This is a genomic window from Burkholderia sp. AU33803 (assembly GCF_002223095.1).
Taxonomy (GTDB): Bacteria; Pseudomonadota; Gammaproteobacteria; order Burkholderiales; family Burkholderiaceae; genus Burkholderia.
In genome coordinates this window covers 85,665-107,808 of sequence record NZ_NKFJ01000005.1, presented here as the reverse complement: position 1 = coordinate 107,808, position 22,144 = coordinate 85,665, and the positions used below count along the sequence as shown (strand labels likewise).

Annotated in this window: 18 protein-coding genes; 9 read left to right on the top strand and 9 right to left on the bottom strand. The window is 69.0% G+C overall.

The window, feature by feature from the left end; translation table 11 throughout:
- Positions 1–138: 138 nt before the first annotated feature.
- Positions 139–684 (bottom strand): META domain-containing protein, encoded by a 546-nt coding sequence (locus CFB41_RS12315; RefSeq protein WP_089456674.1) that lies wholly within the window; start codon positions 682–684, stop codon positions 139–141.
- A gap of 213 nt (positions 685–897) precedes the next feature.
- Between CFB41_RS12315 and purT the strand changes: the two genes are divergently transcribed.
- From purT to CFB41_RS12290, 4 genes are all read left to right on the top strand, one after another.
- Positions 898–2,112, top strand: coding sequence for a formate-dependent phosphoribosylglycinamide formyltransferase (gene purT, locus CFB41_RS12310; protein ID WP_089456673.1), 1,215 nt, complete (start codon positions 898–900; stop codon positions 2,110–2,112).
- A gap of 18 nt (positions 2,113–2,130) precedes the next feature.
- A complete protein-coding gene (locus tag CFB41_RS12305) occupies positions 2,131–2,316 on the top strand; it encodes a DUF6726 family protein (RefSeq protein WP_089456672.1) in 186 nt (61 codons plus the stop codon).
- A gap of 81 nt (positions 2,317–2,397) precedes the next feature.
- Positions 2,398–2,778 carry an MliC family protein gene (locus tag CFB41_RS12300; RefSeq protein WP_089440710.1) on the top strand — a complete coding sequence of 127 codons (381 nt, stop codon included), beginning with the start codon at positions 2,398–2,400 and terminating at the stop codon, positions 2,776–2,778.
- A 393-nt stretch (positions 2,779–3,171) separates the two neighbouring features.
- Positions 3,172–4,740 (top strand): DEAD/DEAH box helicase, encoded by a 1,569-nt coding sequence (locus CFB41_RS12290; RefSeq protein ID WP_089456671.1) that lies wholly within the window; start codon positions 3,172–3,174, stop codon positions 4,738–4,740.
- 186 nt (positions 4,741–4,926) lie between these two features.
- On the opposite strand, the gene gluQRS is transcribed toward CFB41_RS12290, so the two are convergent.
- Both gluQRS and CFB41_RS12280 read right to left on the bottom strand, forming a co-directional pair.
- Complete coding sequence (gluQRS, locus tag CFB41_RS12285) at positions 4,927–5,820, bottom strand: tRNA glutamyl-Q(34) synthetase GluQRS (protein WP_089456670.1); 894 nt, start codon at positions 5,818–5,820, stop codon at positions 4,927–4,929.
- A 22-nt stretch (positions 5,821–5,842) separates the two neighbouring features.
- Complete coding sequence (locus CFB41_RS12280) at positions 5,843–6,697, bottom strand: sulfurtransferase (RefSeq protein ID WP_089456669.1); 855 nt, start codon at positions 6,695–6,697, stop codon at positions 5,843–5,845.
- Positions 6,698–6,913: 216 nt separating this feature from the next.
- On the opposite strand from CFB41_RS12280, the gene dnaE reads away from it, so the two are divergent.
- The 3 genes from dnaE to CFB41_RS12265 all read left to right on the top strand — a co-directional run bounded on the left by dnaE (position 6,914) and on the right by CFB41_RS12265 (position 13,197).
- Positions 6,914–10,444, top strand: coding sequence for a DNA polymerase III subunit alpha (gene dnaE / locus CFB41_RS12275; RefSeq protein ID WP_089456668.1), 3,531 nt, complete (start codon positions 6,914–6,916; stop codon positions 10,442–10,444).
- Positions 10,445–10,751: 307 nt separating this feature from the next.
- On the top strand, positions 10,752–11,843 hold the full coding sequence (locus CFB41_RS12270; RefSeq protein ID WP_089456667.1) for a glycosyltransferase family 9 protein: 1,092 nt from the start codon (positions 10,752–10,754) through the stop codon (positions 11,841–11,843).
- 175 nt (positions 11,844–12,018) lie between these two features.
- Positions 12,019–13,197: a glycosyltransferase family 9 protein gene (locus CFB41_RS12265; protein WP_089456666.1), complete on the top strand. Its 1,179-nt coding sequence runs from the start codon at positions 12,019–12,021 to the stop codon at positions 13,195–13,197.
- A 154-nt stretch (positions 13,198–13,351) separates the two neighbouring features.
- Here CFB41_RS12265 and CFB41_RS12260 read toward each other — a convergent pair whose 3' ends face one another.
- The 3 genes from CFB41_RS12260 to CFB41_RS12250 form a co-directional block, all read right to left on the bottom strand.
- Positions 13,352–14,632 carry an O-antigen ligase gene (locus tag CFB41_RS12260; RefSeq protein WP_089456665.1) on the bottom strand — a complete coding sequence of 427 codons (1,281 nt, stop codon included), beginning with the start codon at positions 14,630–14,632 and terminating at the stop codon, positions 13,352–13,354.
- A gap of 135 nt (positions 14,633–14,767) precedes the next feature.
- Positions 14,768–15,610 carry a glycosyltransferase family 2 protein gene (locus CFB41_RS12255; RefSeq protein ID WP_089456664.1) on the bottom strand — a complete coding sequence of 281 codons (843 nt, stop codon included), beginning with the start codon at positions 15,608–15,610 and terminating at the stop codon, positions 14,768–14,770.
- Positions 15,611–15,726: 116 nt separating this feature from the next.
- Entirely contained in the window at positions 15,727–16,479 is a 753-nt protein-coding gene (locus CFB41_RS12250; protein WP_089456663.1) for a glycosyltransferase family 2 protein, read from the bottom strand.
- Positions 16,480–16,703: 224 nt separating this feature from the next.
- Between CFB41_RS12250 and msbA the strand changes: the two genes are divergently transcribed.
- Positions 16,704–18,455: a lipid A export permease/ATP-binding protein MsbA gene (gene msbA, locus CFB41_RS12245; protein WP_256941065.1), complete on the top strand. Its 1,752-nt coding sequence runs from the start codon at positions 16,704–16,706 to the stop codon at positions 18,453–18,455.
- 106 nt (positions 18,456–18,561) lie between these two features.
- Positions 18,562–18,942: an RcnB family protein gene (locus tag CFB41_RS12240; RefSeq protein WP_089456661.1), complete on the top strand. Its 381-nt coding sequence runs from the start codon at positions 18,562–18,564 to the stop codon at positions 18,940–18,942.
- A gap of 72 nt (positions 18,943–19,014) precedes the next feature.
- Here the strand turns inward: CFB41_RS12240 and CFB41_RS12235 are convergent, their stop codons facing one another.
- Genes CFB41_RS12235 through CFB41_RS12225 form a run of 3 tightly spaced genes read right to left on the bottom strand, consistent with a single transcriptional unit; the run spans position 19,015 to position 21,841 of the window.
- Complete coding sequence (locus tag CFB41_RS12235; protein ID WP_089457177.1) at positions 19,015–19,581, bottom strand: aromatic acid exporter family protein; 567 nt, start codon at positions 19,579–19,581, stop codon at positions 19,015–19,017.
- Between the two features lie 41 nt (positions 19,582–19,622).
- The gene (locus CFB41_RS12230) at positions 19,623–20,882 is read right to left on the bottom strand and encodes an MFS transporter (protein ID WP_089440698.1); all 1,260 of its coding nucleotides are present in this window, start codon (positions 20,880–20,882) and stop codon (positions 19,623–19,625) included.
- A complete protein-coding gene (locus CFB41_RS12225) occupies positions 20,879–21,841 on the bottom strand; it encodes a PRC-barrel domain-containing protein (protein ID WP_089456660.1) in 963 nt (320 codons plus the stop codon). The genes CFB41_RS12230 and CFB41_RS12225 overlap by 4 nt, the downstream gene beginning before the upstream one ends.
- Positions 21,842–22,144 lie beyond the last annotated feature (303 nt).

Here is a 22,144-nt window from a genome sequence, read left to right as displayed (position 1 = left end):
CCCGCCGAGTTTAACCGGCCGGCGAACAAGACTCTAACGCGGCGTGCATCCGATCCACGCCGCGCGACGCGTGTGCGCGGCACACGCGCGTGGCGCGCCACGCGAAGGCGGTCGGTCGGCCTTCGCGCGCGCCTTGCATCAGGGGCTCCGGTGCGTGAAGGTGAGCGTTGCGCCGGACGTGGTCACGAGCTGCAATTGCTGCGGCTCGCGCATCTGCACGCCGGTCTTGTCGACATGGGCGAGCGCGTCGAGGTACGCGGTTTCGAGCTGGCCGCCGAGCGTATTCGGGCAGGCCATCCGCGTGCCGGCGAGCGGCCCGAAGCTCAGCAGGCCGTTCTTGATCGCGTAGGTGCCCATGTAGCGGTTGCAGCCCGAGAACCCGCTGGCGCGCCGGATGCCCGAGTCGGTCGACAGCGCGAGCTTGATCGGCTCGCCGTTGTCGCCGTGCGGGATCGCGCGCTGCGTGCCGTCGGCATTCAGCCAGCTGGTGAGTTCCCAGCTCGTGTCGTCGAGCAGCTGGACGGCGGCCGGGTTGTACGGGTCGGGGGCGGGGGCGGCGGAATCGGGGTGGGTCGGCATCGCGCAGGCGGCGAGAAGCGTGGCAAGCGTCAACGCGCAGAGCGGCGCGCGCAGCGGGCGAAGCCGGCCGGTGCGTGCGCGTGCGGCGGCGGACAGGTGGGACATGAGCCTCGTTCCTCATCGGATTCTGATCAAGGCGTAAGAGTAACGCACCCGTGCCGCGGCAGGCGAGCCGACACTTCCCGCATGAAAACGTTCGCAGCCTGCTCGCGAGCGGCCCGCGGCCGGTTGCCGGCGCGGCGAAACGCGCAAAACCGGCGCCGTGGCGCGTGTTAACATCGGAGCCGTTTTCGTCCTCCACCAGAAGCGGGTAATCACATGCAGATCGGTCAGCGGCTCGGTACGCCGCTCTCACCCTCGGCCACGCGCGTCATGCTGCTCGGCGCCGGCGAGCTCGGCAAGGAAGTCATCATCGCGTTGCAGCGGCTCGGCGTCGAAGTCGTCGCGGTCGACCGCTATCCGGACGCACCGGGCCACCAGGTCGCGCATCGCGCGCACGTGATCGACATGACGGACGCCGCCGCGCTGCGCGCGCTCGTCGAAGCCGAACGCCCGCACCTGATCGTGCCGGAGATCGAGGCGATCGCGACCGACGCGCTCGCGGCGATCGAGGCGGCCGGCCTCGCCGAAGTGATCCCGACCGCGCGCGCGACGCAGCTCACGATGAATCGCGAAGGGATCCGCCGGCTCGCGGCCGAGGAGCTCGGCCTGCCGACCTCGCCGTATGCGTTCGCGGATTCGTTCGAGGCGTTCAGCGCGGCGGTCGCGAAGATCGGCATGCCGTGCGTCGTGAAGCCGGTGATGTCGTCGTCGGGCAAGGGGCAGTCGGTCGTGAAGACCGAGGCCGACGTGAAGCCGGCGTGGGACTACGCGATGGCGGGCGGGCGTGTGAACCACGGCCGTGTGATCGTCGAGGGCTTCGTCGATTTCGACTACGAGATCACGCAGCTCACCGTGCGCGCGATCGATCCGGCGACGAACGCCACGCGCACCTACTTCTGCGAGCCGGTCGGCCACGTGCAGGTCGCGGGCGACTACGTCGAATCGTGGCAGCCGCAGCCGATGAGCGCGGTGGCGCTCGAGAAGTCGCGCGAGATCGCACACAAGGTCACCGAGGCACTCGGCGGGCGCGGGATGTTCGGCGTCGAGCTGTTCGTGCGCGGCGACGACGTGTGGTTCTCCGAGGTGAGCCCGCGGCCGCACGATACGGGCCTCGTCACGCTCGCGTCGCAGCGCCAGTCGGAATTCGAGCTGCACGCGCGTGCGATTCTCGGGCTGCCGGTCGATCCGGCGCTCGGTACGCCGGCCGCGTCGGCCGTGATCTACGGCGGGCTCGACGAGCGCGGGATCGCGTTCGAAGGCGTGCGCGACGCGCTTGCCGTGCCGGGCGCCGACCTGCGCCTGTTCGGCAAGCCGGAAAGTTTCGCGAAGCGGCGCATGGGCGTCGCGCTGGCGACCGGCGCAACCGTCGACGAAGCCCGCGAACGCGCGAAGCGTGCCGCCGCGGCCGTGCGGCCGGTGTCGGCCCGCTGACGTAATCGGGAGAGGACGATGATGCCGACGTGGCTGCGTATCGGAAAGCTGGCCGTCGCGCTGGCGCTTGCAGTGAACCTCGCGGGTTGCGGGCTCGCGGCCGCACCGTGCCGGGTGGCCTCGGCCGGGCTCAAGATCGTGCCGCTCGTCGGCCATGTCGCGGCCGCACCGACTGACGCGTGTGCCGACGTCATCGATCCCTGATCCCGCTACCCGACCCGCTCGCCAACAATAATCACGCGCCCCGCGAGGGCGCATTTCCACCCGTCTCGTGAGAGGACCCGCATGATTCGCCAAACCCTCGCCGCGCTCGCGCTCGCCGGCACGGCCGTTTCCGTCGCGCATGCCGCGCAGCTGACCGTCGAAGAGATCGACGCCGATTCGCGCCAGTTCACCGTCTACCAGTGCGCGAACCAGAAGCAGCCGGTGCGCGTGTCGTACTGGCTCGCGGGCAACGGGCAGAGCTTCGCGCTCGTGCCGGTCAACGGGAAGCAGATGCTGTTCGTCGACACCGTGTCGGCGTCGGGCGCGCGCTACCAGGCCGGCCGCTATACGTGGTGGACGAAGGGCAAGGAAGCGACGCTGCGCGACGAGATCGCCGACCAGAGCGCGCCGCCGCTGCTGGGCGACTGCGTGCAGGTCGAGAAGAAAAAGAAGAAGGGCTGAACGCCGGGCGGGAACGTGGATCGTGCTGCCGGTGCCGGTCGACGGCCGGCTCCTGTGCCTGACGACCGGGCACGCGGGCTGGCCGCAGCGATTGGGCCAGGCGATCCACGATCAGACCCCTGAAATCATCCGCCGGCCCATCGGGCTAGCCCGATCGGGTCATCCGTCTACCGCGCGGGCCTGCCCTGGCCCGCCGCGCGAACCGCCATTGTGGCCGTTCGCCGCGTTGTCACGGACAGATGGCCGCGCAGTGCTACAATACGGCCCTTTCCGCCGGCATTCGCGCCGAACGGAGTCCGCACGGCCTGGCGTCCAGCGTTCACATTGAACCGGTCCCAAGCGCCAGAGCGGCGCCGCGCGGCGCGCCGCGGCTCCGTCTATTTCCGAATTGTGATGAGCGCAGGCCCGGCTGGCCTGACGCACGATGTCCCCGCCGCGCCTTTTGAGCGAAACGCCACCATGTCCGATTCTGTCGCCAAGCCCGTCGACGCAACCTTCGATCAATTCGGCCTTGCCGCCGATATCCTGAAAGCCATTGCGGAGCAGGGCTATACGACGCCGACGCCGATCCAGGCGCAGGCCATTCCGGTCGTGCTCGCCGGCCGCGACGTCATGGGCGCCGCGCAAACGGGCACCGGCAAGACCGCGAGTTTCTCGCTGCCGATCATCCAGCGCCTGCTGCCGCAGGCCAACACCAGCGCGTCTCCGGCGCGCCACCCGGTGCGTGCGCTGATCCTCACGCCGACCCGCGAACTCGCCGACCAGGTCGCCGCGAACGTGCACGCGTATGCGAAGCACACGCCGTTGCGCAGCGCGGTCGTGTTCGGTGGCGTCGACATGAACCCGCAGTCGGCAGAGTTGCGCCGCGGTGTCGAGATCCTGATCGCGACGCCGGGCCGCCTGCTCGACCACGTGCAGCAGAAGACGGCGAATCTCGGCCAGGTGCAGATCCTCGTGCTCGACGAAGCCGACCGGATGCTCGACATGGGCTTCCTGCCGGATCTGCAGCGCATCCTGAACCTGCTGCCGAAGGAGCGCCAGACGCTGCTGTTCTCGGCCACCTTCTCGGGCGAAATCAAGAAGCTCGCGTCGACCTACCTGCGCAACCCGCAGACGATCGAGGTCGCGCGCAGCAACTCGACGAACGCGAACGTCACGCAGATCGTCTACGACGTCGCCGAAGGCGACAAGCAGGCGGCCGTCGTGCAGTTGCTGCGCGATCGCGGCCTCAAGCAGGTGATCGTGTTCTGCAACAGCAAGATCGGCGCAAGCCGGCTTGCGCGCAATCTCGAGCGCGACGGCGTGGTCGCGTCGGCGATCCACGGCGACAAGACGCAGCTCGAGCGGATGCAGGCGCTCGACGCGTTCAAACGTGGCGAGATCGAGGCGCTGGTCGCGACCGACGTGGCCGCGCGCGGCCTCGACATCGCCGAGCTGCCGGCCGTGATCAACTTCGACCTGCCGTTCAGCGCGGAAGACTACGTGCACCGGATCGGCCGTACCGGCCGGGCGGGTGCGACGGGCGACGCGCTGTCGCTGTGCAGCCCGAACGAGCGCAAGCAGCTCGCCGATATCGAGAAGCTGATCAAGCGTCCGCTCGAAGTGCAGACGCTCGCGCTCGACAAGCCGGCGCGCCATCGTCACGACGAGCGCGGCAACGACCGCGGCGGCGATCGCAACAGCGAGCGCGGTGGCGAACGGGGCGGCGAACGAGGCGGCCGTCGCGATCGCGACGAGCATCGCGGTGCATCGGGGCGCCGTCCGGGCGGTTCCGAGCGTGGTCATCACCGTCGCCACGAGGCGCCGGTCGACGATTTCTTCCTGAAGCCGTACGAGCCGTCGGCGCCGGCGAAGCAGCAGGACGACGCGCAGCCGGCGCAGCAGCCCGAGAAGAAGGGGCCGAAGCGTCAGGTCGCCGCACTGCTCGGCGGGTTCGGGATGCCGCGCAAGCCGTCGGCGTAAGCCGGGCGGACGTGACGGCGCAGCGCGCGAGCGCTGCTGGAGAAGCGGGTGCATGCGATGAGCATGTGCCCGTTTTTCATTGGGGCTGCGGTTTGATGGGGGAAGCGGGCGCGCGGCGTGGGCGGGGGTGAGGCAGTCGGCATCCGGCTGAGGCCCGGTCGCCGCGAAACCGGTGCGCCGTGTGCGTCAGCCGGCCTGCGGCCCGAAGCGCCTCGCCCATGCGGCCGTGGCGGCGGCATAGAACGTATCGAGGGTCGTGCCTGCGAGCGTGCCGTCGGGCGCGAGGCCCAGGTGTGCGGCCGCGGCCTGCAGCGCCGGCAGCGGATCGTTGCGTTCGAGCGCGGTCGCGCCCGTCTGCTTGCTGAGCTTTTCGCCGTTCGCATCGACGACGACGGGCACATGCAGGTATTGCGGCGTCGGCATGCCGAGGCAGTGCTGCAGGTAAATCTGGCGTGCGGTCGAGTCGAGCAGGTCGGCGCCGCGCACGACGTGCGTGATGTGCGCGTCGGCATCGTCGACGACGACCGCGAGCTGGTAGGCCCATTGGCCGTCCGCGCGCTTCAGCACGAAATCGCCGACTTCGGTCGCGAGGTCCTGCGATTGCGTGTGCTGCCAGCGATCGTCGAACCTGACGAGCGCGTCGCCGCCGTCCGGCACGCGCAGCCGCCACGCGCGCGCGGGCTTGCCGTGCAGCCCGGTGCGGCAGGTGCCCGGGTAGGCGAGCGTCGTGTGGCGCTCGTGCGCGGCGCGCAGCGAATCGGCGATTTCCTTGCGCGTGCAACCGCACGGATACACGAGCCCGGCCGCGACGAGCCGTTCGAGCGCGGCCGTATACGCGGCATCGCGCGTGCTTTGCCAGACGGGCGGCTCGTCGGGCGTCATGCCGAAATGCGCGAGCGTCGCGAGGATGTCGTCGGCGGCACCGGGCACCGTGCGCGGGCCGTCGAGATCCTCGATGCGCACGAGCCATGCGCCGCCGTGCGCGCGCGCGTCGAGCCAGCTCGCGAGCGCGCCGACCAGCGAGCCGAAATGCAGCGGGCCGGTGGGCGACGGCGCGAAGCGGCCGCGATAGCCGGTCATCGGGGCGCGGGGCAGTGCGCGCTTACGCGGCGCTGGCCGCCGGTGCGCAGGCCGGGCACGACTTGCCGGGCACGTAGCTCGGCGACTGTTGCGCTTCCGGCGTGACGACCGCGCGGCACGCGAAGCACGTGACGTTCTCGGTGGGCTGGAGCTGCGGATTCAGCGCGGTGCGGTAGTCGAACACGAAGCAGTCGCCGTGATAGTGCGCGCCGCCGACTTCCTCGAAGTACTTCAGGATCCCGCCTTCGAGCTGGTACACGTTCTCGATGCCGATTTCCTTCATGTGGATCGCGGCTTTCTCGCAGCGGATGCCGCCCGTGCAGAACGACACGACCGTCTTGCCTTCGAGGTCGGCGCGGTTCTGGTCGATCACTTCGGGGAATTCGCTGAACTTGTCGATCCGGTAGTCGAGCGCATCGTCGAACGTGCCGACGTCGACTTCGAAGGCATTGCGCGTGTCGAGCATCACGACCGGGCGGCCCGTGTCGTCGTGGCCGCGATCGAGCCACGTCTTCAGCGTGCGCGCGTCGACGAACGGCGCGCGGCCGAGCTCCGGCTTGATCGCCGGCTTCTTCATCGTGATGATTTCGCGCTTCAGGCGCACGAGCATCCGGCGGAACGGCTGCGAGTCGGACAGGCTCTCCTTGAACTGCAGCGTCGCGAACTTGCCTTCGAACAGCGGATCGTGGCGGATGTACGCGATGAACGCGTCGGCGGCTTCGCGCGTGCCGGCGATGAACAGGTTGATGCCTTCCGGCGCGAGCAGGATCGTGCCGCGCAGGCCGAGTTCGTTGCAGCGGGCGGTGACGAGCGGGCGCCATTGCTCGTTCGCGTCGAGCGACACGAAGTGGTAGGCGGCGAGGTTGACGATGGTCATGATGGTCCGACGGGAAAACGGCCGCACGGCGGCCCGCAAAAAAGGGTGCGAAGCCGGGGCGTGGATTCGAAAAACCGTATTATCCCGCAAACCGCGTCCGTGCCGGCACCCTGCCGTTTGGCCAGCCATGCGACGGGCGGTCGCGCGCATCGGCCGAACGGCTAGCGCGGGGATTTTTTGGGCAGCCTGCGCGGCGGGGCGGCTACAATAGCGCCCATGTCAGATCCTCGCTTCGTCCATCTTCGCGTTCACTCCGAGTTCTCGATCGCCGACGGCATCGTGCGCATTGACGACATCGTCAAGGCGGCGGCCGCGGACGGTCAGGGCGCGCTCGCGCTCACCGATCTCGGCAACGCATTCGGTCTCGTCCGTTTCTACCAGGAAGCCCGCGGCAAGGGCATCAAGCCGATCGCCGGCTGCGACGTCTGGATTGCCAATCCGGACGACCGCGACAAGCCGTCACGGTTGCTGCTGCTCGTCAAGGACAAGGTCGGCTACCTGAATCTGTGCGAGCTGCTGTCGAAGGCGTGGCTCACGAACCAGTACCGCGGCCGTGCGGAACTCGACGCGAGCTGGCTCGACGGCGAGCGCTCGCAAGGGCTGCTCGCGCTGTCGGGCGCGCAACAGGGCGATATCGGGCTCGCGCTTGCCGCGGGCAACGAAGAAGCCGCGCGCCGGCACGCCGAGCGCTGGGCGAAAGTGTTCCCGGGCGGCTTCTACATCGAGCTGCAGCGTTACGGCCAGCCGGGCGCGGAGGCGTACATCCAGCAGGCCGCGACGCTCGCCGCGGCGCTGAAGCTGCCGGTCGTCGCGACGCACCCGACGCAGTTCATGACCGACGACGATTTCACCGCGCACGAGGCGCGCGTGTGTATCTCGGAAGGCGACATCCTCGCGAACCCGCGGCGCCAGAAGCGTTTCACGACCGACCAGTATTTCCGCACGCAGGACGACATGGTCGCGCTGTTCGCCGACCTGCCGTCGGCGATCGCGAACACGGTCGAAATCGCGAAGCGCTGCAACCTGAAGCTCGAGCTCGGCAAGCCGAAACTGCCGCTGTTCCCGACGCCGGACGGCATGTCGCTCGACGACTACCTGGTCCAGCTGTCGAAGGAAGGGCTCGAGACCCGTCTCGCGCAGCTGTATCCGGTCGAGGCCGAGCGTGACGCGCAGCGCGACACGTACTACAAGCGCCTCGAATTCGAGTGCGGGACCATCACGAAGATGGGCTTCCCGGGCTACTTCCTGATCGTCGCGGACTTCATCAACTGGGCGAAGAACAACGGCGTGCCGGTCGGTCCGGGCCGCGGCTCGGGTGCCGGTTCGCTGGTCGCGTACGCGCTCGGCATTACCGACCTCGACCCGCTGCGCTACAACCTGCTGTTCGAGCGCTTCCTGAACCCGGAACGCGTGTCGATGCCCGACTTCGACATCGACTTCTGCCAGCACGGCCGCGACCGCGTGATCCAGTACGTGAAGGAGAAGTACGGCGCGGACGCCGTGTCGCAGATCGCCACGTTCGGCACGATGGCCGCGAAGGCGGCCGTGCGCGACATCGGCCGCGTGCTCGACCTCGGCTACATGTTCACCGACGGCATTGCGAAGCTGATCCCGTTCAAGCCGGGCAAGCACGTGACGATCGCCGACGCGATGAAGGAAGAGCCGCAGCTGCAGGAGCGCTACGACCACGAGGACGAAGTGCACCAGCTGCTCGATCTCGCGCAGCGCGTCGAGGGCCTCACGCGTAACGTCGGGATGCACGCGGGCGGTGTGCTGATCGCGCCCGGCAAGCTGACCGATTTCTGCCCGCTGTACACGCAGGGCGACGACGGCGGCGTGGTCAGCCAGTACGACAAGGACGACGTCGAAGCCGTCGGCCTCGTGAAGTTCGACTTTCTGGGCCTCACGACGCTGACGATCCTCGACTGGGCCGAGCGCTACATCCGCCGCCTCGATCCGTCGAAGGCCGACTGGTCGCTCGCGCAGGTGCCGCTCGACGATCCCGCGTCGTTCCAGATCCTCAAGAAGGCCAACACGGTCGCGGTGTTCCAGCTGGAAAGCCGCGGGATGCAGGGCATGCTGAAGGATGCGCAGCCCGACCGCTTCGAGGACATCATCGCGCTCGTGTCGTTGTATCGTCCGGGCCCGATGGACCTGATCCCGAGCTTCTGCGCACGGAAGCACGGCCGCGAGAAGGTCGAGTATCCGGATCCGCGCGTCGAACCCGTCCTGAAAGAGACCTACGGCATCATGGTCTATCAGGAGCAGGTGATGCAGATGGCGCAGATCATCGGCGGCTACTCGCTCGGCGGCGCGGACTTGCTGCGTCGCGCGATGGGCAAGAAGAAGCCCGAGGAGATGGCCAAGCACCGCGAGATCTTCGCCGAGGGTGCGGCGAAGAACGGCCTCACGCGCGAGAAGTCCGACGAGATCTTCGACTTGATGGAGAAGTTCGCGGGCTACGGCTTCAACAAGTCGCACGCGGCCGCCTATGCGCTGCTCGCGTACTACACCGCGTGGCTGAAGGCGCACCATCCGGCCGAATTCATGGCGGCCAACATGACGCTCGCGATGGACGACACCGACAAGGTGAAGATCCTGTTCGACGATTGCGTCGTGAACAACCTCGTCGTGCTGCCGCCGGACATCAACGCTTCGCATTACCGCTTCGAGCCGGTCGCCGAAGCCGACGGCAAGCGCTCGCGCACGATCCGCTACGGCCTCGGCGCGGTGAAGGGCAGTGGTCAGAACGCGATCGAGGAAATCCTGCGCGCTCGCGAGGAAAAGGCGTTCACCGACCTGTTCGACTTCTGCGAGCGGATCGACCGGCGCATCGTCAACCGCCGCACGGTCGAGGCGCTGATCCGTGCCGGCGCGTTCGATTCGCTGAACACGAACCGTGCGCAGCTGATCGCGTCGGTGCCGCTGGCGATGGAAGCGGCCGACCAGGCCGAGGCGAACGCGATGCAGGCCGGCCTGTTCGACATGGGCGCCGAGTCGCCGCACGCGCATGCGCTCGTCGACGAGCCCGCGTGGGACGACAAGCGCCGCTTGCAGGAAGAAAAGGGCGCGCTCGGCTTCTACCTGTCCGGCCACCTGTTCGACGCGTATCGCGATGAAGTGCGCCGCTTCGTGCGGCAGAAGGTCGGCGACCTGAAGGAAGGGCGCGACAAGCTCGTGGCCGGCATCATCGCGTCGCTGCGCACGCAGATGACCCAGCGCGGCAAGATGCTGATCGCGCTGCTCGACGATGGCTCGGGCCAGTGCGAGATCACGATCTTCAACGAGCAGTTCGAGGCGAACAAGGCGCTGTTCAAGGAAGACGAGCTGCTGATCGTGCAGGGGCAGGCGCGCAACGATGCGTTCACGGGCGGCATCCGCTTCACGGCCGATACCGTGATGGATCTCGAGCGTGCGCGCAGCCGCTATGCGCAGGCCGTCCGGCTGACGATGAACGGCAACGCCGATGCGGCCGCATTGCGCCGCGTGCTCGAGCCGCACGTGTCGAAGGACGATCCGGCGGCGAACGTGGTCGAAGCACCGGCGCCGCGCGGCGGCGGGCGCGATGGCGGTCGTCGCCCGCAGGCGCCGCTGCCGAACGGGCTTGCGGTCCAGGTCCACTACAGCAACGCGCGGGCACAGGGTGAAATGCGCCTCGGCGACGCATGGCGCGTGAAGCCGAGCGACGTGCTGCTCGCGGAGCTGCGCGCGACGTTCGACGGCAGCGTCGTCGAAATCACGTACTGATCGCGCCTTCACCGAACGGCTGTCGCGCCATGCGGCCCGTCGCATCGCCATCGTGCGGTGCGGCGGGCCGTTTTTGCAGGTTCACGCAAGCGGGTCTTGGGCTGGCCATCCGGACGCTATACAATCCGGCGCTAGCCGCACGAACGCGGCGCTGACCGCCGCTTGTCCGGCGGATTGCGCCGGTATCGCGCACAAAAGCGGGGGCGGATCCGTGCGGCGAGCCGCGATAGGCGCCCAGGCCGTCCGGGAACCGGATGCCGTGAAACGGCTCGTCGCGACGACAAAAACTGACAGTCCCCACATGACCATGGCCAAGGTGAACCCGACGCAGCGGATCCTCGTGATCCGGATCGATTTTCTGGGCGACATGCTGTGCACAACGGCGTTTCTCCGCGCGCTGAAGGAGCGCTGGCCCGGCGCGGAACTCCATGTGGTCGCGAACCGCTACAACGCGGCCGCGCTGAACGGAAACCCGGACGTCGACGCGATCCACACCTACGTCTATAGCCGTCAATGCGAGCGCAACGACCGTCCGGGGCGGATGCGCGCGTTCTTCGACCGGCTGCGGCTGGTGCGTCGCCTGCGTCGCTTGCGGTTCGACCTCGTGGTCGTGCCGAACGGCGGCATGCATCGCAGCAGCATGCAGTTCGCGCGCCAGATCGGCGCGAAGGATTGTCGCTGGCACGATGCCGAGACGGAATTCGACGATCGCAAGCCCGAGCATGTCGCCGAGCGGCCGATGTGCCACGAGGCGTTGTCGGGTTTCCGGCTCGTACCCGAACTCGGCCGCGTCGACGTCGACCGCCTCGCGTTGTCGGTTCATCCCGACCGCGCGCTGCAGGACGCGTGGTACCGGCTGCTCGGCGCACGCACGAAGCCGCGCGTCGGGTTGTTCGTCACGAACAAGGCGGTCGAGCGCCGCTGGCCGGCCGATCGTTGGCGCGACCTCGCCGCGCGTCTTGCGCCGCATGCCGACGTGATCGTGTTCCGCGACCCGACCGTCGGCCATGCCCCCGAGGACGACTCGTGGCGCGACGTGTGCGCGCGCCACGTTGCGCCGTCGTCGGTCGCCGAGCTGGTGGCCGCGGCGAGCCTGCTCGATGTGATCGTCTCGGCCGACAGCGCCCCCGTGCATCTCGCGTCGGCGCTTGGCGTGCCCGTCGCCGCGCTGTTCGAGGACCGTCCCGAGAAATACCTGCGCTGGCATCCGCTCGGTGTGCCGCACGTGATCCTGCGCGCCGGCGCGACCGTCGACGCGATCGGCGTCGACGCGGTCGAGCGGGCGGTGAATCACCTGCTGCCGCAGGCCACCCATCGCGACGAACCGTTGGCAGACGCCGTACCCGCGCAGCCGGTGGCTGCCGCTGCGACGCCGGTGGTCATGACCGTCGCTTCGTAGCGCCACGGGTATCGCAGGCACCGCGTACGCCACCGGCCCGCGGTGCGCCCGCCGCGCCGCACCGCGTGAGCGGGGCCGCACCAGGCTGACCGGACGGCCGATTCGCCATGTCGCGCCGGCTGCTGCAAAATCCTGTACATTGCCAGCCTTGTTCAGCCAGCCAGACACACCCGCCGTGGCCCTGTTTTCTTCTGCCCGCCCGCCCAGAACCATTCTCGTTGCCGCGCCGCGCCGTATCGGCGATGTGCTGCTGACGACGCCGCTCGTCCGTTCGCTGAAGGCCCGCTGGCCTGAAGCGCAGATCGACATGCTGGTGTTTCGCGGCACCGAAGGCGTGCTCGAGCACAATCCGGACGTGCGGCGCGTGATCGTCGTCGCGCAGCGCGCGGGCTTCCGCGAGCGGCTGCGCGACGCGCTGTCGATGTGGCGCCGCTACGATCTCGCGTGCGCGGCGCTGAGCTCCGACCGGCCGCGCTTCTACAGCTGGTTCGCGGGCCGCAAGCGGGTGGGCCTCGTCGATCCGAACCGCGTGACGTGGCTCACGCGGATGATGCTGAACGGGATCGCGATCAATCACCACGAATCCGCGCATACGGTCGTCAGCACGCTGGCGCTCGCCCCCGTGATCGGCATCGAGCCGGTGTCCGAGGTCGTCGCGCCCGGCATCGGCGACGATCCGGCGCGGCGCGCGCGCTTCGACGCGTGGCTGGCCGAATCGCCGGCGATCCGCGCCGGCAAGCCGCTGGTCGTGCTGCATCCGTATCCGATGTTCCGTTACAAGCAATGGCGGCTCGACGGCTGGGTCGAGATGATCGGATGGCTGCGCGAGCAAGGCTTCGCGGTTGCGCTGTCGGGCGGCCCGGCCGACAGCGAACGCGAGTATGCGGCGCAGGTCGCGGCTGACGCGGGCGGCGACGTGCTGAACCTGGTCGGCCGCCTGACGTTCGGCGAAAGCGCCGAACTCGTGCGGCGCGCACGGCTCTTCATCGGGCCCGACACCGGCGCGACGCACGTCGCGGCTGCGACCGGCACCGACACGATCGCGCTGTTCGGCCCGTCCGACCCCGTGCGCTGGGGGCCGTGGCCGCAGCACTGGCCGGCGACCGAGAATCCGTGGCCGCTGCATGGCTCGGGGCGGCACGGGAACGTGTGGCTGCTGCAGGGGGAGGGTGATTGCGTGCCGTGCCGGCACGAAGGCTGCGAGCGCAAGGTCGACAGCCACAGCGACTGCCTCGTCAATCTCGGTGCGCAGCGCGTGAAAGCCGCGGCGGCCGAGATGCTCGGGCTGAATCCGCCGGGCCCGGCCGAAACGGTCGTCGATACGTCGCGACTGCGCCGCACCGGATCCGACTGACGCGCGGGCGACGCGCGTTGTCAGGCGGTTGTCCGGTTGCCGGCGGCTTGTTTGGCGACGTGCCAGCCGCCCGGCCCGTTTCCGTCGACGATCGATCGTGAAGAACGCTGCGGCGGCCGAAGCCGGCCGCCAGCGCAGCGCAGGCCGCTGCGCGTTACGCGCTGCGCCGGATCGCCGACGTTTCGCGCGGCAGCGCCTCGGCGCGCTCGCCGCAGCCGAGCAGGATGCCGGCCAGCAGCACGATCAGGTGCCCTTCGGCGAAATCGAGCAGCAGCGAATTCGCGAGACTGCCGATCGCGAAGATCGCGAGCCAGCCGAGCAGCAGGTGCCGCGAGCGCGGATCGAGCGTGCGGCTGCCGCGCGCGATCTGCACGATCAGGTTGACGAACAGCACCAGTCCGAGCGTGCCGAGCTGCACGGCCATCAGCAGGTATTCGTTGTGCGGGTTCGACGTGAGCTGGCCTTCGGCCGCCGTCTTGCCGGCCGTGAGTCGCTCGAATTCGGATTCGAGGCCGCCCGCGCCGTAGCCGATCACCGGGCGCTGGCGATACAGTTCGAGCCCCTTCTTGTACCACTCGAGGCGCAGCCCGGTCGACGTGGCCGCGTCGCTCTGCCGGTATTGCTGCACTTCCGTCACGACCTTCGTCAGCCGGCCGTTGTGAACCGTGCACGCGGCGATCACGAGCGCGATGCCGGCCAGCACGAACACGCCGGCGGCGAGCCCCGCGCGCAGCGCCGATTGCCGGCGCAGCAACAACACGAAACGCACGGCGACGACGAGGATCAGCAGCAGCGCGATGACCTGCCCGGTGCGACCCTGCAACATCACGAACACGTTGACGAGCGACCACGCGGCGACGCCCGCATACGCGGCGCGCGACAGCGCCGTGCGGGCTGCCAGCGCGAGATCGGCCGCCTGGTAGAACAGCAGCGCGCCGAACATGCCGGCGGCGATGTGATTCTTGAACACCCAGGCGCGTGACAGCGGCAGCTCGGTCGCGTGCGCGGGCCCGATCGCGGTCAGGCCGAGATAGTTGGTGGTCGACAGCAGCAGGACCACGCACAGCGTGCCGAACCAGCAGCGCCGCACGATCGGCGCCCAGTTCGAGTGGCGAAAGGCGAGCACGGCGAACGGCAGCAGCAGCAGCTTGTCGTACTTGGCGACCCAGTTCCACGCCTTGTTGTGCGGCGCGACCGTATAGGTGACGCTGGCGGCTAGCGCGGCCAGGATCAGCAGCGCGGCGAGCGAGGCCGGGTCGGTGACGAACGAGCGCAGGTCGCGCCAGAATTCGGGGGAAATCACGAGCGCGGCGGCGAACAGCCCGCAGAACACGTTGGTCAGCGCGGTCGAGATGGGCACCATGCAGAGCGCGGCGACGGCGAATGCGCGGGCGGCGGTCAGGCGCCGCGAGGCGGGAGCGGAAAACGAAAGCATCGGAACCTGTCGAATGGACGAATGCGGCTTGCGTACGTCGTGCTGCGCGCCGCGCGCCCCGGTGGGAGATCCGGGACGAACGGCGCAGAGTATACGCGAAGCAGCGCGCGTTTCCGTGTCGTTTTCGGGGCGCGATCAGCTGAACGCGCGCTTGATCCGCGAGCGCAGCAGCGCGCGCTTCAGACTGCCTTCCACGGCCGGCGTATCGAGCGCGACGCGCGTGCCGGCCGGCTCGCCGCGATGCAGGTAGTGGCGATCGAACGTCGCCTGGGTCATGCCCCATTTGTTCAGAAACTGGCGCCGACCATCGTTCTTGACGATCTTGCCCGTGCTCTTCTGCTGGAAGTGGTAGACGAGGCTGTCGCCGACCCCGATGAAGATCCGGCAGCCGGCATCCCAGAATTTCATCGAGAAGTCGTTGTCGCTGCTCATGCCGGGCGACAGCTCGCTGCTGTAGCCGCCGATCCGGTTCCACCAGTCGCGGTGCACGAGCGTCGGCGGCCAGGTCGAGCCCAGCCAGTCCGCGCGCACGAGCTTCGGCGCTGCCGCGATGAGGCCCGCCGCGTCGAAATGTTCGGCGTCGCGGCCGAAGTTGCTGACCACGACGCACGGGTTGCGCGTGTCGACCGGCTCGACCATCGTGCCCGACAGCATGAAGAGGTCAGTCGGCATCTGTTCGATGCGGCGCACGAGCGCCGTGTCCCAGCCGGGGCAGCAGAACATGTCGTCGTTCATGTAGACGACGTAGTCGCGCGTGGCGCGCGCGGCGGCCCAGTTCACCGCGTGGCAGATGCCGATGTTGGTCGGCGATGCGGTGTGCTCGATCCCTTCGCTGCGCACCCAGTCGAGCGTGCCGTCCGAGCCGTCGTTCACGTGCACGATGATCTGGTGGTCGTACGCCGAGTGGCGGCGCAGGCTGTCGACGACGAGCTTGAGGTACGGCAGGTTGTTCCAGGTCGGAATGATGATGGAGAACATGGCGGTCGGATTCGGTAGTCGTCGTGGCGGGCGGCGTGTGCGCCGGTCGGGCGGGCACGCGCGGCGCGGGCAGCCCGGCATTGTAACGCCGGGCCGGCTCCCTGCCGGGCGGGCGCTCAGCGGGCCCGTTCGTGGCCGAGCTTCAGGAAGCGGTAGTACACGGTTTCCGCGTTGAACACGGCGATCATGAAGCCGGCGCGGCCGTCGAGGAAGCCGCGGCGCAGCACGTAGGTGCGCACGAACGCCCAGGCGCCGCGCGCGAGCGCCTTGCCGAAGCCGCCGCGCTGGCCGGCCGCGCGGCGCTGGCGCGCGCCGGCCGTCGAATAGGCGTCGAGCTTGCGCACGACGGTTTCGAAATCCTCGTACGAGTAGTGCATCAGCTTGCCGGACAGCCGCAGCGCGGCGCCGTCGAACACGAGGCGCTCGTGCACGAGATCGTCCGAGAAGCGCGCGGCGCCGCGCCGGAACAGCCGCGGGATCCAGTCCGGATACCAGCCGCTGTGATGGATCCACTGGCCGCAGAAGCTCGACAGGCGGTCGACCGCATAGACCTGCGCGGCCGGCGCGCGGATCGTGTCGCGGATCGACTGCGCGAGTTCCGGCGTGACGACTTCATCGGTATCGAGGGACAGGATCCAGTCGGTGCCGAGCGCGTCGAGCGCGCGGTTCTTCTGCGGGCCGAAGCCGGGCCAGTCGCGCTCGACGATCACGCGCGCGCCGTGCGCCTGCGCGATCGCGACGGTATCGTCGGTGCTGCCGCCGTCGATGACGACGACGTCGTCGGCGAACGACAGCGCGGCCAGGCACTGCGCAAGCCGCGCGGACGCGTTGAGGGCGATGAGGGCGACGCCGAGGGAGGGTTCAGCCATGAAATCGTCGGAAAGGGCGGAGAAAACGGTGAGCGGCAGTATACCCGCGGCCCGGCCGCCGCCCGCAGCGGCCATGACCGTGCCGGCCGGGGCGGTGCGGCTATAATGTTGAGCCCTTTTCGGCACCCGCCCGACAGGGCGACATCCCGGGCGGCCACGTCCGGGCGCCGCATCGCGGCTCAAGAAGGATTGCCTTGGAAACCCAGAACACTCTTCGCAAACCGATGGACGGCACGGGCACCTCGCCCGTGACGGTCCTCAAGCGCCTGTGGCCGTACATCCGGCCGCTGATCGGCATCGTGGTGCTCGCCGTGATGACGATGGGCGTCGTCGCGGCCACCGAGGCCGGGATCCCGGCGCTGCTCAAGCCGCTGCTCGACCACGGCTTCGGCTCGCACGGCAGCGACCGCGCGAAATGGTACGTGCCGATGGCCGTGATCGGGCTCGCGCTCGTGCGCGGCGTGTCGCAGTACACGTCGAATTACCTGCTCAACTACGTATCGAACCGCATCCTGCTGCAACTGCGGCTCGAGATGTTCCAGCGGATGCTGCACACGGGCGCGTCGTTCTTCCAGCGCGAGACGGCGAGCACGGTGATCAACGCGATCGTGTTCGAGGTCAACCAGATCCTGTCGGTGCTGACCGGCGTGATGGTCACGCTCGTGCGCGATTCGCTGACGGTGATCTTCCTGCTCGGTTACCTGTTCTACCTGAACTGGCGGCTCACGCTGATCGTCGCGGTGATCCTGCCGGGCATCGGCTGGCTCGTCAGCAAGATCAACCGCCGCCTGCGCCGCCTGAACCGCGAGCACCAGACGCTGACCAACGAGCTGTCGTACATCGTCGAGGAGACGGTCGGCGGCTACAAGGTCGTCAAGGTGCACAACGGCGAAGCGTACGAGATGGACCGCTTCACGCAGATGAGCAAGCGCCTGCGCGGCTACGCGATGCGCATGACGATCTCCGGCGGCCTCGCGCAGCCGCTCACGCAGTTCCTCGCGTCGATCGCGCTCGCGGTCGTGATCACGATCGCGGTCGTGCAGTCGTCGAACGACCAGACGACGGTCGGCGGCTTCGTCGCGTTCGTCACGTCGATGCTGCTGGTGATCTCGCCGCTCAAGCACCTGATCGACGTCAACCAGCCGCTGCAGCGCGGGATGACGGCCGCCGAACTGATCTTCGGGCTGATCGACGAGCCGGCCGAGCCGCAGGGCGGCGGCCGGCCGCTCACCCACGCGCGCGGCGACATCGAGTTCCGCAACGTGACGTTCGACTACGGCGCGGCCGAGCGGCCGACGCTCGACCGCATCTCGTTCAAGGTCGCGCCCGGTGAAATGATCGCGCTCGCGGGCCCGTCGGGCAGCGGCAAGACGACGCTCGTGAACCTGCTGCCGCGCTTCTTCGATCCGACCGACGGGGCGATCCTGGTCGACGGCGTGCCGGTGGCCGACTACGACCTCCACGCGTTGCGCGGCCAGATGGCGATGGTCAGCCAGGACGTCGTGCTGTTCAACGACACGATCGCCGCGAACGTCGCGTACGGGCAGACGCCCGACCGCGCGCGCGTGCAGGCCGCGCTCGAGGCCGCGAACCTCGCCGATGCGGTCGCCGCGATGCCCGATGGGCTCGACACGCTCGTCGGCGGCAACGGGATGCGGCTGTCCGGCGGCCAGCGTCAGCGGCTCGCGATCGCGCGCGCGATCTACAAGGATGCGCCGATCCTGATCCTCGACGAAGCGACGTCGGCGCTCGACTCGGAATCGGAACGCCACGTGCAGGCCGCGCTCGAGCGGCTGATGGAAGGCCGCACGACGCTCGTGATCGCGCACCGGCTGTCGACGATCGAGCGGGCGGACCGCATCCTCGTGCTCGAGGCCGGCAAGATCGTCGAAGAGGGCAGCCACGACGAATTGCTGCGTCACGGCGGCCTCTACGCGCACCTGCACCGGATCCAGTACCAGCAGCAGGCGGCGTAACGCGCGGTCATATGCGCGGTCACGTGGCCCCGCGATACCGTGTGCTAGTCTTCATCGGGCAGTTCGAGTCGTTTCGTTCGACGTGACAACACGGAGGGAAGGCACGATGAAGAAGATGCACGGGATGATGCTGGCCGCGCTGATCGCGGCGGGTTTCGCCGCGCCGGCCGCGATGGCGCAGGACCACGACCACCACGACGACCAGGGCGGCCATGGCATGCAGCGCGGCCACGGCCCGAAACACATGCCGCCCGGCCAGATGCGCCATGAGGACGACGTGCCGCCGCGCTGGGCCGACCAGCCGCGCCGCGAATGGCGCAAGGGCGACCGGCTTCCGCCCGAGTTCCGCGATCGCCAGTACGTGATCGACGACTGGCGCGGCTATCATCTGAGCCCGCCGCCGCGCGGCTATCAATGGGTCGGCGTCGGCGGGGATCACCTGCTGGTGCAGATCGGGTCCGGCATCGTGCTGCGGATCGGCGACTGACCTGGCCGATCACCCGGCACGGATCGCGATGCCGCGATGCCGCGATACGCGCCGGGCAGCCGGATCAACGCGTCACTTAGCCGCCGCGTGGCGGAACCAGCGGCGCTCGATTTTCGACATCACCCAGCACACGCCCAGCGCACACACGGTGCCGAGCGTCACCTCGCCGAGCCGCATCAGCGGAATGTCCCACAGCGGGCCGTTGCCCGGAAACAGCAGCACGATCGTCGCGGTCACGCCGCCGAGCCGTGCGGCGCTGCCGACGTTCAGGCACCAGCAACAGACGATCACGACCGCGACGGTCATCGCGTACGCGACGAGGCGGTCGCCGCCGAGCGCCGCGCCGGCGAAGCCGAGCACGCCGCCGACCATCGCGCCGACGAACTGGTCGCGCGACAGCGACATCGTGTCCGAATAGTTGTGCTGCGTCACGGCGATCGCGGTGATCGCCGCCCACACGGCCTGCTCGGTGTGCAGCGCGCGGCCGATCACGTACGCGAGGCATGCGCCGCACACGGCCTGGAGCGCCATCAGCCCGCCTTGCGCGAGCCGCTCGGTGAATGACAGCCCCTTGAACAGATCGAAGATCGACTGCTGGATCTGCTGGCGGGCTTCGTTGAGTGTCCTGATCGTATCCATCATGCGTTGGCCAAGAAGCGGGTAACGGCGGCGCGCCGGTGTCAGCGCGCCTGTTCGGGCGAGGCGGCGGCCGGTTCGTCGGCGGCCGCGTCACCGTTCGCGACGCGCGTTTCGGGCATCACGAGCCAGACCAGCAGCACCGCGAGCGCACCGGCGCCCGCGAGCCCGAAGAAGCTCACGGCGTTGCCGAAGTGATCGGCGACGTAGCCGGCCGCGGCCGTGCTGAGCGTCGCGCCGATCCCGGCCGCGAGCCCGAAGAGCCCGATGCACAGGTTGTAGCGGCCCTTGCCGCCCGCGACGTCGGCGGCGATCAGCGGCAGCATCACACCGAATACGGCCGCGCTGATGCCGTCGAGCATCTGCACCGGCACCAGCAGGTACGGGCTGCTCACGCCGGCGAACAGCAGCGCGCGCACCGGCAGCGCCGAGAAGCCGAGCAGCAGGATCGGCCGGCGCCCCCAGCGTTGCGCGGAGCGGCCGACCCACGGCGACAGCATCGCGACGATCGCCTGCGGCACGATGATGCACGCGGCGATCACGAGCTGCACGTTCTCGCCCATCCCGGCCGTGACTTCGCCGGCCGCGAGGTTCAGCATCGCCGCGTTCGACAGGTGGAACAGCACGACGCACGCAGCGAAGATCAGCATCCGGCGGTCGCGCAGCAACTCGAGCAGCGTTTCGCGTTCGCCGGCTTCGTCGCGATCGTCGGGCTTCGACGACTGCGGGATCACCTGGTGCGTCGGCTGGATCATCGCGAGCGCGAACAGCGCGGGCAGCGCGAGCACGGCGGTCAGCCAGAACACCGCGCGGGCGGAGAAATATTCGCCGGTGAGCCCCATCAGGCCCGCCGCGACCGCGCTGCCGATCGACGCCCAGCGCGCGTTGCGGCCGAGCCGGTCGCCGAGGTCGGCGCGGCCGACGAGCGAGAACGAGATCGCGGCCATGGCCGGCACGAGCATGCAGCTCGCGAAGCCGTGGAACACCTCGGCGGCGATCACCGGCACGATCGTCGGGCTCGACGCGAGCAGCACCGCGGACAGGATGATGGCCGCGATCGCCCACGCGGCCGCGCCTTTCTTGTTCTTCAGCGCATCGACGGCCGCGCCGCCCGGCACCTGGCTGACCATCGCGCTGATCGTGCCGATCGACAGCACCATGCCGATCTCGCCCTGCGTCCACTTGTGCGACGCGAGGTAGGACGCGATGAACGGACCGAACCCTGTTTGAACGTTTGCAACGAAGAAGTTGAGCCAGTCGAGGGACCGGAGACTGCGTGCGCTGACGGAATGCTTGATCGTCATCGGGTCGCGCTCGCAGACGAAGCCGGTGCCGGGGCAACGGGCGGGAAAACCGCGACGATCGGCTTGTCGGCCGCGTAGGGCGGCGACGCCTTGATCTGTGCGTCGTTCAGGTCGAGCTGCGGGCGCAGCGCCTTGTCGCGCATGACGAAGCGCAGCGCGCCCCAGCTCGCGGCGATCGAACGGCGGTCGGTATTGACGAGGCCGCCGAGGTCGAGCACGACCGCCTGCGGCTGCGATGCGCGGTCGATCAGCACGTCGACGATCCGGCCGATCTTCGTGCCGTTCGGACGCTCGACGTCGCTGTCGAGCATCGGCAGCCGCGTCGCGGGCGAGGCGGCTGCCGAACCGGACAGCGGCACGGCCTTGGGCCGCGCGGCCGGCGGCAGGTCGCCCGACGGCACGTCGAGCACGATCGGCTCTTGCTTGCCGCCCGGCGTGAAGCGGAACACGTTCCACGGGAAGATGACCTTGCGGTCGCCCACGCCCATGAAGCCCTGCAGGTTCACGATCATCTCGCGCGGCTTGCCGCTCGCGTCGGTCACCATGTCGACCGCGCGGCCGATCACCTTGCCGTTGCGGCGCGCGACTTCGCTGTCGAGCAGCGCATGGATCTGGGTGCGGTCGAGCGGGCGCGTCGCGACGATCGGCGGCGGAGGCGGCGGGGGCGGTGTCGGCGATTCGGGGCGTTGCACGGGCTTCGGCCGCGTGACTTCGCGGTGCGGCTTCTTCGGCGCTTCCGGTTCCTCCGGGTGCGTCGGCGCGGGCACGGGCGGCATCGTCAGCGGTTCGCCGGCGGTTTCCTCGACGGGCTCGACGAGCGCCTCGCTGATCGGCGCGGGCGGATTCTGCACCGGCAGCAGCCCGCAGCCGGACAGCAGCGCGGCGGCGAGGATCAGGAAAACCGTCGAGGACGGCAACGACTTGCTGCGGGATGCGGGAAACGGAAGTCCGCCGCTCATTGACACTCACTCCATGGGTCGGGGGCGGCCCGGAGGCACGCGGCTGGCGATGGATGGCGGGTGCGGGCGGCGCACCACGCGAGGTGAGATTTTAACGTGTCTTGCTTCCAGGTCCGATTTCGATGGCTGGCTGGAGGCGGACTGTCGGGAAAAGGAAGGGATCGCGGGGTGGGGAAGGGGGGATGCCGCTTCGGCCAAGGCCAAGGCCAAGGCCAAGGCCAAGGCTAAGGCTAAGGCTAAGGCTAAGGCTAAGGCTAAGGCTAAGGCTAAGGCTAAGGCTAAGGCTAAGGCGCCCGATCGTCC

Bases quoted from the DNA above. Each gene is read 5' to 3' on its own strand.
- CFB41_RS12315 (WP_089456674.1), bottom strand. From the start codon at position 684: ATGTCCCACCTGTCCGCCGCCGCACGCGCACGCACCGGCCGGCTTCGC.
- purT (WP_089456673.1), top strand. From the start codon at position 898: ATGCAGATCGGTCAGCGGCTCGGTACGCCGCTCTCACCCTCGGCCACG.
- CFB41_RS12305 (WP_089456672.1), top strand. From the start codon at position 2,131: ATGATGCCGACGTGGCTGCGTATCGGAAAGCTGGCCGTCGCGCTGGCG.
- CFB41_RS12300 (WP_089440710.1), top strand. From the start codon at position 2,398: ATGATTCGCCAAACCCTCGCCGCGCTCGCGCTCGCCGGCACGGCCGTT.
- CFB41_RS12290 (WP_089456671.1), top strand. From the start codon at position 3,172: ATGAGCGCAGGCCCGGCTGGCCTGACGCACGATGTCCCCGCCGCGCCT.
- gluQRS (WP_089456670.1), bottom strand. From the start codon at position 5,820: ATGACCGGCTATCGCGGCCGCTTCGCGCCGTCGCCCACCGGCCCGCTG.
- CFB41_RS12280 (WP_089456669.1), bottom strand. From the start codon at position 6,697: ATGACCATCGTCAACCTCGCCGCCTACCACTTCGTGTCGCTCGACGCG.
- dnaE (WP_089456668.1), top strand. From the start codon at position 6,914: ATGTCAGATCCTCGCTTCGTCCATCTTCGCGTTCACTCCGAGTTCTCG.
- CFB41_RS12270 (WP_089456667.1), top strand. From the start codon at position 10,752: ATGGCCAAGGTGAACCCGACGCAGCGGATCCTCGTGATCCGGATCGAT.
- CFB41_RS12260 (WP_089456665.1), bottom strand. From the start codon at position 14,632: ATGCTTTCGTTTTCCGCTCCCGCCTCGCGGCGCCTGACCGCCGCCCGC.
- CFB41_RS12255 (WP_089456664.1), bottom strand. From the start codon at position 15,610: ATGTTCTCCATCATCATTCCGACCTGGAACAACCTGCCGTACCTCAAG.
- CFB41_RS12250 (WP_089456663.1), bottom strand. From the start codon at position 16,479: ATGGCTGAACCCTCCCTCGGCGTCGCCCTCATCGCCCTCAACGCGTCC.
- msbA (WP_256941065.1), top strand. From the start codon at position 16,704: ATGGACGGCACGGGCACCTCGCCCGTGACGGTCCTCAAGCGCCTGTGG.
- CFB41_RS12240 (WP_089456661.1), top strand. From the start codon at position 18,562: ATGAAGAAGATGCACGGGATGATGCTGGCCGCGCTGATCGCGGCGGGT.
- CFB41_RS12235 (WP_089457177.1), bottom strand. From the start codon at position 19,581: ATGGATACGATCAGGACACTCAACGAAGCCCGCCAGCAGATCCAGCAG.
- CFB41_RS12230 (WP_089440698.1), bottom strand. From the start codon at position 20,882: ATGACGATCAAGCATTCCGTCAGCGCACGCAGTCTCCGGTCCCTCGAC.
- CFB41_RS12225 (WP_089456660.1), bottom strand. From the start codon at position 21,841: ATGAGCGGCGGACTTCCGTTTCCCGCATCCCGCAGCAAGTCGTTGCCG.